This window comes from Bacillus sp. 3103sda1, from assembly GCF_024159135.1.
GTDB classification, from domain to species: domain Bacteria; phylum Bacillota; class Bacilli; order Bacillales; family Bacillaceae_G; genus Bacillus_A; species Bacillus_A rhizoplanae.
The window spans coordinates 491052-502500 of sequence record NZ_JAMYWS010000001.1 but is presented as its reverse complement, the minus strand read 5'-3'; the positions used below and the strand labels follow the sequence as shown (position 1 = coordinate 502500).

The 11449-nt window shown below is 36.9% G+C and carries 8 protein-coding genes; 3 read left to right on the top strand and 5 right to left on the bottom strand.

The window, feature by feature from the left end; all coding sequences use genetic code 11:
* Nucleotides 1-201 precede the first annotated feature (201 nt).
* The 5 genes from bcp to NKR74_RS02495 all read right to left on the bottom strand — a co-directional run bounded on the left by bcp (nt 202) and on the right by NKR74_RS02495 (nt 3802).
* A complete protein-coding gene (bcp, locus tag NKR74_RS02515) occupies nt 202-657 on the bottom strand; it encodes a thioredoxin-dependent thiol peroxidase (protein ID WP_253628535.1) in 456 nt (151 codons plus the stop codon).
* 46 nt (nt 658-703) lie between these two features.
* On the bottom strand, nt 704-1108 hold the full coding sequence (locus NKR74_RS02510) for an ion channel (protein ID WP_098306920.1): 405 nt from the start codon (nt 1106-1108) through the stop codon (nt 704-706).
* A gap of 103 nt (nt 1109-1211) precedes the next feature.
* Nucleotides 1212-1997 carry an ABC transporter permease gene (locus tag NKR74_RS02505; protein WP_098306918.1) on the bottom strand — a complete coding sequence of 262 codons (786 nt, stop codon included), beginning with the start codon at nt 1995-1997 and terminating at the stop codon, nt 1212-1214.
* 7 nt (nt 1998-2004) lie between these two features.
* Nucleotides 2005-2796, bottom strand: coding sequence for an ABC transporter permease (locus NKR74_RS02500; protein ID WP_098306916.1), 792 nt, complete (start codon nt 2794-2796; stop codon nt 2005-2007).
* Nucleotides 2789-3802: an ABC transporter ATP-binding protein gene (locus tag NKR74_RS02495; protein WP_253628534.1), complete on the bottom strand. Its 1014-nt coding sequence runs from the start codon at nt 3800-3802 to the stop codon at nt 2789-2791. The genes NKR74_RS02500 and NKR74_RS02495 overlap by 8 nt, the downstream gene beginning before the upstream one ends.
* 252 nt (nt 3803-4054) lie before the next feature.
* Between NKR74_RS02495 and hemL the strand changes: the two genes are divergently transcribed.
* The 3 genes from hemL (at nt 4055) to NKR74_RS02480 (ending at nt 11444) form a co-directional block, all read left to right on the top strand.
* Nucleotides 4055-5350: a glutamate-1-semialdehyde-2,1-aminomutase gene (gene hemL, locus NKR74_RS02490; protein WP_098306912.1), complete on the top strand. Its 1296-nt coding sequence runs from the start codon at nt 4055-4057 to the stop codon at nt 5348-5350.
* Nucleotides 5351-5727: 377 nt separating this feature from the next.
* Entirely contained in the window at nt 5728-10167 is a 4440-nt protein-coding gene (locus tag NKR74_RS02485) for a glutamate synthase-related protein (protein ID WP_253628533.1), read from the top strand.
* Between the two features lie 188 nt (nt 10168-10355).
* A complete protein-coding gene (locus NKR74_RS02480) occupies nt 10356-11444 on the top strand; it encodes an aromatic acid exporter family protein (protein WP_253628532.1) in 1089 nt (362 codons plus the stop codon).
* Nucleotides 11445-11449: the final 5 nt, after the last annotated feature.

Sequence of the window (11449 nt, the reverse complement as noted above, 5' to 3'; positions counted from 1 at the left end):
CCTTTTTTTATACATATGCATAAAAAAAAGTGCGAGAAAAAACTCGCACATGGAAAACTATCACCTGAGGAGGTATGCCCTACACTACTAACATATGAGAAATCCCCAAAAGTGTATAGACATATGCCTTGTAATATTTCACTTATTATTTCGTGCTGCACAAGTGGGTAAAACTCCACCTCTATTGATGCAATTTTTACTTTACTTTATATAAGACAAAACTTCCTCTACGTGACCTTTTACTTTCACCTTACGCCACTCTTTAACGAGTTCCCCTTCCTTATTAATGAGGAATGTAGAACGCTCAATACCCATATATTCTTTTCCAAAGTTCTTTTTTAGCTTCCAAACATCATATAGTTCTGCTACTTCATGTTGCTCATCCACTAAAAGTAAAAATGGTAAGTCATGTTTTTCAATAAATTTTAAATGTCTATTTACTGGATCAGGACTCACCCCAAGAATAACTGTATCTTTCTTTTGAAACACCCCGTATGCATCACGAAAATCACACGCTTCTGTTGTACAACCTGGTGTCATATCTTTCGGATAAAAATAAAGTACAACATGTTTCCCGCGAAAGTCAGATAGTTTTACTTGCTCTCCGTTACTTGCTTCTAGCGTAAAATCTGGTGCCATTTGTCCTACTGCAACCACGTATAATCACTCCTTGTCTTTTTCTTCCACTATATCAAATATCATATCATTTTTCAGTTTCTATAACTGTTCGTACAACAAACGCAAATGGCATCGTATACCCTATTAGCGCTTCTACAATCGCGATCCAACGCCCAATTCCAATAGGAGTTACATCCCCATATCCAACTGATAGTAATGTAATCGCACTAAAATATAAACATACCTCTACAAGTGAAAATGAATGACTCGTTATCATCTTTCCGTCTTCCTGTAATACCGAAAATCCACTTTCTTCTAAAACAACATAACTTAACGCAAACGCAATTAGTATAGTTGTATAAATAAGAAATAATGAAATAAGATTATACAAAGAAAAGAAACGATTTGATTCCCCCGCCGAACTCCATAACAATTGGATACTTCGTAACACAGCAATCGCAGCAATAAATAAAATAATTCCCCATAACATGTCCTCCACCTCATTTTATTTGTATGAGGACAAAGATAGTTTTATCCCATCCTCAATGGACAATAAAACCTAGAGAAAGAAGACATAAAACAAATTAACTTTATTAATTTCCGGCACCGCGATATCGTTTTACTCCTATATTCCAAACGAAAAAACCAATTGAGAAACAAATAATTCCAACCGCAGGCGTTGCAAATGCGTAAGAGTTCCATTCTGTTTTTCCTAGAAAATAAGATGCTGGATATACACCAACAAAAGCAAATGGCAATACAAACGTTAAAATAAAACGAATGACGCGATTATAAATGTTAATAGGATAACGCCCATAGTTTCCGATATTATACATAAGCGGCATAATCGAACTTCTTGCATCTGACCAAAAACCAATACTTGCAAGTGTTACGAAAATTCCCCCATATACTAGCGCACCGCCTAGTACCATCAATATAAATAAAAAGAAATCATACCAATGAAATGTTAATTGAAGCTGTACTGCAGCATATCCCATTACCGCAAAACCTGTTATCGCACCAAGAAGTGACTCCAGCTCCATTCGTTCTAATATGACTTGAAACAAACTGTGAATGGGACGTGTTAAAATGCGATCCATTTCACCTTTTACGATATAACGATCATTAAAGTCCCATATATTAAAGAACGCTGAAAAAACTGCAAATGGAACTAAGAAGAACCCATAAATAAAAATAACTTCCTCCCTATTCCACCCTTTCAATTCTTGTGTATGTCCAAATACAACAAGAATAAAGATTAAGTTTACTGCTTGTAACAATAAATCTGATAGTAAACCAACAATAAAATCACCGCGATATTCTAGCTTCGTTTTTATATATTGACTTGCATATTGTAAAAACAACTTAAAATATAACATTTTCTCATCATCCCCCTTGCACAATCAGCCGTTTTCTCGCTGTTTTCCACATCATAACAATTGGAATAATGAGCAGAACCGCCCATGTTATTTGAAATAATAAAGCTTTATAAATTGCCTCACCTTGTATGCCTTCAGAAAAAATCATACTTGGAATGTAACTAATCGCTTGAAACGGCAAAAACATCATTGCTTTTTGAGTCCATAACGGAAAGAAGCTAATTGGGATTAATAGTCCTGAAAACAAATCGATAACGACACGTTTCGCATACATAATTCCATTATTATTAAATAAAAAGAACGTTAACATCCCTGTCATTAAATTAATTTGTGTATTAATGATAAAACTAAATAATAGCGATAGGAAGAAGTACAACCACGTTTGGAAATTCGTTGTAATTTGCAGTGAGAATAACAATGTAACGATTACCATACCTGGAATAGAAAAGAAAGCAAATCTAAAAATCCCTTCCCCTAACCCTTGCATCACTTTCATACCTAAATAGTTATATGGACGAATTAACTCAACTGCAACTCGCCCTTCCATAATTTCCATCGCAATCTCTCTGTCAATGTTATTAAAATAAAAAGCACGGGCCATCCATGCAATTGCGATATATGTTGTCATTTGTGTAACTGATACACCCTCGATATTTTCTTTCCCACTATAAATTGCTTGCCATAAAAAATAATATGCTCCGATATTAATTGTATAAATGATAATACCGCTATAATAATTTGTTCGATAAGCAAGCATCATTAAAAAACGGACACGAATCATTTCAATATACTTATCCATGAGTTATACCCTCTTCATAAATATTACGAATGATTTCCTCCGTAGATACTTCATTAATTTTTAAATCTTTAATTGCAAAAGTTTGTACAACTTTTGATATAAGAGTTGAAATAATAATTTCTTCATTCGGAATCTTGGCAATCCACGTATTTTGTTCCTTTCCTTGCGACCAAACTACATCATTATCAGGCATTAACATCGCAAGCTGCTGATAAGCAACGGAAGTCCCAAATTGAAAATGAATTTCTTTTTCTGCTCCCCACTGCGACCTTAGCTTGTCTAAAGATCCGTCATACATTACTTTTCCTTCATCTAACATAACAACACGATCACAAAGCGCTTCAATATCTGTAATGTCATGTGTCGTTAATAAAATTGTTGTTTTATATCGCTCATTCATTTCTTTTAGAAAGTCACGGATTTTCAATTTAACAAGAACATCAAGTCCAATTGTTGGTTCATCCAAAAATAATAACGGCGGATTATGAATTAATGCTGCCGCTAATTCGCAGCGCATCCGCTGTCCAAGGGATAACTTCCGAACTGGCTTGTCCAAGAGCGGACCAATATCTAACGTTTCAATCACATGTTCCATATGTTCTTTATATTGCGCATCAGATACACCATATACTTTTTTTAACAAACGAAATGACTCTTGCACAGCAATATCCCACCAAAGCTGCGAACGCTGCCCAAACACAACACCAATCGTTTTCACAAATTCTTCCCTTTGTTTGTGCGGATTCATGCCATTCACAGTGATCTGTCCAGCGGTCGGTGTTAAAATACCTGTTAGCATCTTAATAGTAGTGGATTTACCAGCACCATTTTCACCAATATATCCAACCATCTCCCCTTGCTTTACAGTAAACGAAATATCATTTACTGCTGGCACAATCTTATAATTACGATTTAATAAATCTCGAAACGCTCCTTTTAATCCTGAGCGGCTTGAGTACGATGTAAATTCTTTTCGTAAATCTTTTACTTCAATAACCGTCTCCATACTCATTCTCCTTTCTGTTTCTCCCTAACAAGCAACACCTTTTATTTTCATATGATATAAAGATCAGCGAGCTTTTGCGGGATTTCCCTATGAACTCGCTTCATTTAACTAACCATCAATGAAGCAGATAATGCCGACGAAAGTTTCATTTTAGCACAACGAATAGTTTACCCAACAGTAGCAACTATCACAAACAATACGTCTTTTCCAAAAACGTGTTAAAATAATACATAGATTTTTGTAAGGAGATGAATTTTCGTGAAATTCACAAAATCGGAAGAATTACATAAAGAAGCATTAGAACATATCGTTGGTGGTGTAAATAGCCCTTCTCGCTCTTATAAAGCGGTTGGCGGTGGATCACCTGTTGCAATGGAGCGCGGTAAAGGCGCTTACTTTTGGGATGTAGACGGCAACAAATACATCGATTATTTAGCAGCATATGGACCAATCATTACAGGTCATGCTCATCCGCACGTAACAGAAGCAATTAAAGTAGCTGCTGAAAATGGTGTATTATATGGAACACCAACAGCTTTAGAAGTAAAGTTTGCAAAAATGCTAAAAGAAGCAATGCCTGCAATGGATAAAGTACGTTTCGTAAACTCTGGAACAGAAGCTGTTATGACAACAATTCGCGTTGCTCGCGCTTATACAGGTCGCACAAAAATCATGAAATTTGCTGGTTGCTACCATGGACATTCTGATTTAGTACTTGTAGCGGCTGGCTCTGGTCCTTCTACACTTGGTACTCCTGATTCTGCCGGTGTACCTCAAAGCATCGCACAAGAAGTAATCACAGTTCCTTTTAATAATGTAGAGACATTAAAAGAAGCATTAGATAAATGGGGACATGAAGTAGCAGCAATTCTTGTGGAACCAATCGTTGGGAACTTTGGAATTGTCGAACCAAAACCTGGATTCCTTGAAAAAGTAAATGAACTTGTTCATGCAGCAGGTGCATTAGTCATTTATGATGAGGTTATCACAGCTTTCCGCTTTATGTATGGTGGTGCTCAAGACTTACTTGGTGTAACACCAGACTTAACTGCTCTTGGCAAAATAATCGGCGGCGGTCTTCCAATTGGTGCTTACGGTGGTAAAAAAGAAATTATGGAACAAGTTGCACCGCTTGGCCCTGCTTACCAAGCTGGCACAATGGCTGGAAACCCAGCTTCTATGGCTTCTGGTATCGCATGCTTAGAAGTACTTCAACAAGAAGGTGTATACGAAAAACTAGACGAACTTGGAGCAATGCTTGAAAAAGGTATTTTGGAACAAGCAGCTATACACAACATTGATATTACAATAAACCGCCTAAAAGGCGCTTTAACAGTATACTTTACTAAAGATAAAATCGAAGACTACGATGCTGCACAAAATACAGACGGTGAAATTTTCGGTAAATTCTTCAAACTAATGCTTCATGAAGGAATTAACTTAGCGCCATCTAAATATGAAGCATGGTTCTTAACAACAGAACATACAAAAGAAGACATTGAATACACGATTGAAGCTGTTGGCCGAGCGTTTGCTGCATTAAAATAAAGTGAAACTTCCATCAGTAGGGGTTCTTCATCCCCCGCTGATGGTTAACCGATTGGGCGCATGCCAGTAGTAATACCCTCACCACTTTTTGCATAACTTTAAGATGAGGGTATTACTCCCAAAAATAGAAGTATAACGCTCAACTACAGAACAGTGAATCTCTTTTCTGATCAATAATTAATATTAGTGAAATAAAAAACAGAGGTCCCCCTCTGTTTTTTTATTTTTACTATTTCATAAATTATGAATTGATAGTATAATTATTCATAATTATTTGTTTTTAGTCTTGAATAACAATTTATTATTTTAAAATATTAGGTGTCGCACACCTTTAATATTTTGACTATTCAAAATTAACACCAGAGGGGGCTTGACGGATGCTAAATAAAACAAATAAATGGACACCGTCTTTATTTCAAAATTATGCAAATGCAGAGCATGATGCGTGTGGAATCGTTTCCGTAATGGAAAAACGAAACATTCCAACGAAAGAAAACATTAATCTTTGTATACAGTCGCTGGTGAAAATGAATCATCGTGCCGGATTTATTAATAATGAAGGTGACGGGATTGGAATTCATATTGATCTTCCAAAAACACTTTGGAAAGAAAAATTAACTCAAAATGGTTATAATCCAACATTAGTGGACCATCCTCACTTTATTGTTGGACATTTTTTTCTACACCAAAAAAGGGATACAAACTCCTTACAAAATTATATTCGTTCCTTGCTGCATAAAGAAAATCTAACTATCGTATTTGAAACTAGCACCGTAACAAACTCTGATGCACTCGGACCTATCGGCAAACAGGAAGAACCACTATTTTGGCAAATTGCTATTGTTCCGGAAAATCAACATGAAAAGATTGATCAATTATTATTCTCTCTAACGATAGAAATTGAAAAAAATGAAGCTGTTCATGTCGCGTCATTCAGTCAAGATTATGTTGTTTATAAAGTACTAGGAGCTGGCGATACACTTGTATCATACTATGATGACCTGCGAAATCCACTTATCGCATCTACAATGACACTTGGGCATAACCGTTATTCTACTAACACATTATCTAACTTTTTCCGCGTTCAGCCATTTAGTATTCTTGGACATAATGGAGAAATTAACACAATTGCTAAGCTGCGCGATCAGGCTGAAATGATTGATGTACCACTTACAATTGGCGGCAGTGACTCTCAAGATTTAAACCGTACCCTAGAAACACTTCTCACTCATTACAACTACAGCTTATTCGAAGCAATGGATATATTATTTCCGCCAATTATTAATGAAATTAAATTATACAAGCTGCATATGCAGGACTTATATACGTATATACGTGAAGCCTGGGGACATTTTGCTCAAGGACCCGCTGGAATTATTTCACGACATAAAGATGAAGCTGTTTTTAGTGTAGACTCCCTTGGCTTACGACCAGTTTGGAAAATAGAGACAGAAAATTCTTATATTTTTTCATCTGAGCCAGGTGTTATTTCTCCATCAGAATATGTTGCAGAACCAAAATCACTTGCTCCTGGAGAAAAAATTGGGTTAAAGCGGAATGCACAAGGCGAGCTTATTTTATACGAATACGATGTATATCAAGAGGAAGTATATGCACGTATGAAACAGCGAATTGACTTTATCGACTATCGTTATCATCTACATCTTCCACCAACAGAAGAGCTAGATAACCTTGCTTCAATTACTGAAGTCAAAACAGAACAATACGCAGCCTTTGGCTGGGACCGCGAGCATATTCAGCTTCTCGAACAAATGGCTGAAAAAGGCGCTGAGCCAATCCGTTCTCTCGGACATGATGCTCCTCTTGCAGGACTCGATATAGGCAGAAGAAATATTGCTGACTTTATAAAGGAAAGCGTTGCTGTTGTAACAAATCCTGCTATTGATCGCGATCGAGAAATAGAGCACTTCTCTACACGTACAATTGTAGGAACACGCCCAAATCTGTATGCCACAGAAGAACAACCATTTGTTGTAGAACTTCCGAGCCCAATTGTCTTAGAAGGAGAACCCGGACAGCAAGCGGCAAAGTATTTAGAAACAGTAACATACGAACAACTCATCCGTATGTTTTCTCTGCATAGCACTGTCTATAAATTATCTGGAACATTTACAGCAGATGAAACTTTATATACTGCACTTAATCGACTAGGAGCAGAAGCTGTAACAGCAGTAAAAAAAGGAGCCTCTCTTCTCATACTTGACGATGCAAAGGCTCATCAAAACAACCAATTATGGATTGATCCGCACCTAGTCACAGCAAAAATCCATAACGAACTTGCAAAACATAAACTCCGCCGTGATTGTGCAATTGTCGTACGTTCTGGAGCACTTCGCTCTTTACACGATATTGTAACATTATATGGTTTAGGGGCAGACGTTATAAATCCATACCTTACCTTTGCAACAGTAAATGACGGAACAGAAAAGCCTATTCTAAATTTATATAACGCATTTAATAAAGGGCTTGAGAAAGTCATCTCAACACTTGGAATTCATGAATTACGAGGCTACGGCCGCCTCTTCTCTTCCATTGGTCTACACGAAGAGATTGCACGTATACTGGATATTACAAACTTTCTTGGATCTGATACATTAACTTTTTCACTAGAAACGTTAGCTGAAGATGCAAAAGCTCGGGCAATGGATTATACAAACGAAAAAGCAAAAATACGAAAAACGTTTCATCTATTCCCACGAATTTGGAAAGCGATTGGGGACATCGCAAAAGGGAATGCCTACGATGACTATCGTGAAAAGCTAGAAGAATTAGAAGAAAAAAATCCAACAACAATTCGTCATCTCATAAAAATAAAGGAAACAAATCATAAAGTTCCAATTGAACGCGTTTCAATTGCAATAAAAAATCATAGCCTACCATTTATTATTAGCTCGATGTCATTTGGCTCACAAAATGAAATTGCCTTCCGCGCTTATGCTGAAGCTGCCGACCGATTAAATATGATTAGTTTAAATGGTGAAGGCGGCGAAATTAAAGATATGATTGGCAAATATCCACATACACGTGGACAACAAGTTGCATCAGGACGTTTTGGCGTTAACGCTGAATTGCTCAATTCCTCTAATTTAATTGAAATAAAAATTGGGCAAGGAGCAAAACCGGGAGAAGGCGGACATTTACCAGGCTCAAAAGTAACGGCAAAAATTGCAGAAGCGCGAAATGCAACAATTGGTTCGGACTTAATCTCTCCTTCTAATAACCATGACATTTATTCGATTGAAGATTTAGCACAAATGATTACAGAAATTAAAACGGCTAATCAACATGCAAAAGTTGCTGTTAAAGTTCCTGTTGTCCCTAATATTGGAACCATTGCGGTAGGCATCGCTAAAGCTGGTGCTGATTTTATTAACATTAGCGGTTTCGACGGCGGGACAGGTGCAGCTCGTATTCATGCCTTGCAACACGTTGGTCTTCCTGTTGAAATTGGTGTAAAAGCTGCTCATAATGCTCTATCAGAAGCTGGGATGAGACATCATGTAGAAATTTGGGCTGACGGTGGTATCCGCAGTGCTGCAGATGCGTTAAAAATAATGCTTCTTGGTGCAAATCGCATTGGCTTTGGTACACTTTCTATGATTGCCATCGGTTGTACGACATGCCGCGGCTGTCATTTAGATACATGTCATGTCGGAATTGCAACGCAAATTGAGTCAGAAGCGCAAGCGAAAGAACATGGTCTGCGCCGCTTTGTGCCACGAGATTTTGAAAGTGCTGTAAAAGGATTATTGAATTTATTCACAGCATTTGGAACAGAACTAAAGCGATTAACAGGACAGCTCGGTCATGTAAACTTACAAGAAATTGTCGGACGTTCCGACTTATTAGAACAAGCACACGGCCAGCATTTGCTAAATTTACATTACCTATTACAAACATTAGAAGATGTCACATACGATGCTCCGCAAACAACATCACAACAAAAGTGTAGTGAGGCTAATTATGCCATTGAATCAAAAGAACTTGTTAGTATTGGTGTCGATCAGCGCGTAATGGGCGGCATGGAATCTTGCTACCGCGTGCGCAGTAAATTATATGAAAATCATGTATTAGAGCCAATCACATTAAAATACACAAATGGTTCCGTTCCAGGAAATGGTTTAGGTGCCTATAATAGCGAAAATCTGTTCATTCATGTCAATGGCGGCGCGCAAGACGGCATCGGAAAAACAGCTTTCGGAGGCGGTATTTACATTACAAAAACAAAAGGAAAAGACAGTAAATACTATAACGGTTCTGTTGGAAAAGGATTCGGATACGGAGCACAAAAAGGATCATTATATGTACAAGGAAATGCTGATGCTAGAGCTGGAATTCGTCTATCAGGTGCTGATATGATTATTGGCGGAAGAATGACAACATCACTTCCGAAAGAAGAACATGGAAATATCGGTGTTCACGCTAATATAAAAGGATTTGCTTTTGAATACATGACAAATGGTCGCGCGCTCGTCCTTGGTGACCCTGGTCCATGGATTTGTGCTGGAATGACAGGCGGAGTTGTATACTTACGTCATCAGCCTGATCTTGGATTAACAGAGCAAGCACTAGAGCGACGAATTGCAAAAGGTGCTAACGTTACGCTTCGTCCACTCAGTAAAACAGGAGAATCTGATGTAAACGAACTATTATCGGACTATCTCCGCGTGCTAAAGGAACATGAACAATATGAAGAAGTTGCTCTTCTTTCACCTTTGCTAATAGATCTGGATTCTCATTTCTACGAAGTAATTCCAGCAAAAGAGCAAGCAGATCCGTCTGTTTCAACAGAGTAAAATAAAAGAATAACAGCTTTCTCATTGACGACTTATGTTTCTCATAGTAAGCTATAACAAATTAAAAAAACCTGCTGAAATTCAGCAGGTTTTTTCATTAAAATATTACTTGCTAACATAAGTTAATGAATGTATAGTATCATGTTGTACATTCATTATGACAAGAAAGAAAGGATATAAAAAAGAGTATGAAACTTGGTGCTCGCGTTTTAAAAACGGGTATTGCCATTACATTAGCTTTATTTGCATGTTTATTGCTTGGATTACCAAGCCCTGTATTCGCTGGGATCTCAGCAATTTTTGCTGTACAACCCTCTGTGTACCGCTCATATTTAACAGCTCTAGAACAAATTCAAGCAAATGTAATTGGGGCAATTTTTGCCATTGTCTTTGTGTTTGCCTTTGGAAACAACCCTTTTATTATTGGATTAACATGTATATTAGTTATTGCACTTGCTTTAAAATTACATTTAGAAAATACAATTTCCATTGCCCTTGTAACTGTTATTGCCATTATGGAATATCAAGGTGCAAATTTCTTTGATTTTGCCCTATTACGCTTTGCAACAATTATGGTTGGGATTATCGCAGCATCTCTAGTAAATTTAATATTTATGCCGCCAAAATACGAAACAAAACTCTATCATAAAATCGTGGATAATACAGAAGAAGTCGTAAAATGGATTCGTATGAGCAGCAGGCAAGCATCTGATTTCACAACATTGAAAACAGATATTGACCATATGAAAGAAAAAATGATTCGTCTAAATCATTACTACTTACTGTATAAGGAAGAAAGAAGCTATACGAAAAAAGTGCAATTTGCTAAAATTCGTAAGTTAGTTTTATTTAGACAAATGTTAACGGCAACTAATCGTGCTTTGAGTACATTAAAAGCATTACATCGAACAGAAAACGAATTACGTTATATGCCAGAATCATTTCAAGAATCGATTCAAAATGAACTTGATTCGTTAACACATTATCATGAGCAAGTATTGCTGAAATTTATTGGGAAAGCAAAGAAACAACAATCTGTTGAATTTCTTGACGAAGTTTCTATTGGTAAACAACAACTAATTGACATATTTATGAACTACCAAAATAAAGAAGATGAAGAAAGTTATAAAATATGGCTTCACCTGTTCACTCTCGTTTCAGCTATTATTAATTATAGCGAAGAAGTAGAGCATCTAGATTTACTTGTAGACAGCTTCTATACGTATCATAAGCCAGAAGACGAACTGAAAATTCATGATAAACAAGAAGATGAATAAAAAAC

Bases quoted from the DNA above. Each gene is read 5' to 3' on its own strand.
- NKR74_RS02510 (WP_098306920.1), bottom strand. From the start codon at position 1,108: ATGTTATGGGGAATTATTTTATTTATTGCTGCGATTGCTGTGTTACGA.
- NKR74_RS02505 (WP_098306918.1), bottom strand. From the start codon at position 1,997: ATGTTATATTTTAAGTTGTTTTTACAATATGCAAGTCAATATATAAAA.
- NKR74_RS02500 (WP_098306916.1), bottom strand. From the start codon at position 2,796: ATGGATAAGTATATTGAAATGATTCGTGTCCGTTTTTTAATGATGCTT.
- NKR74_RS02495 (WP_253628534.1), bottom strand. From the start codon at position 3,802: ATGGAGACGGTTATTGAAGTAAAAGATTTACGAAAAGAATTTACATCG.
- NKR74_RS02485 (WP_253628533.1), top strand. From the start codon at position 5,728: ATGCTAAATAAAACAAATAAATGGACACCGTCTTTATTTCAAAATTAT.
- NKR74_RS02480 (WP_253628532.1), top strand. From the start codon at position 10,356: ATGAAACTTGGTGCTCGCGTTTTAAAAACGGGTATTGCCATTACATTA.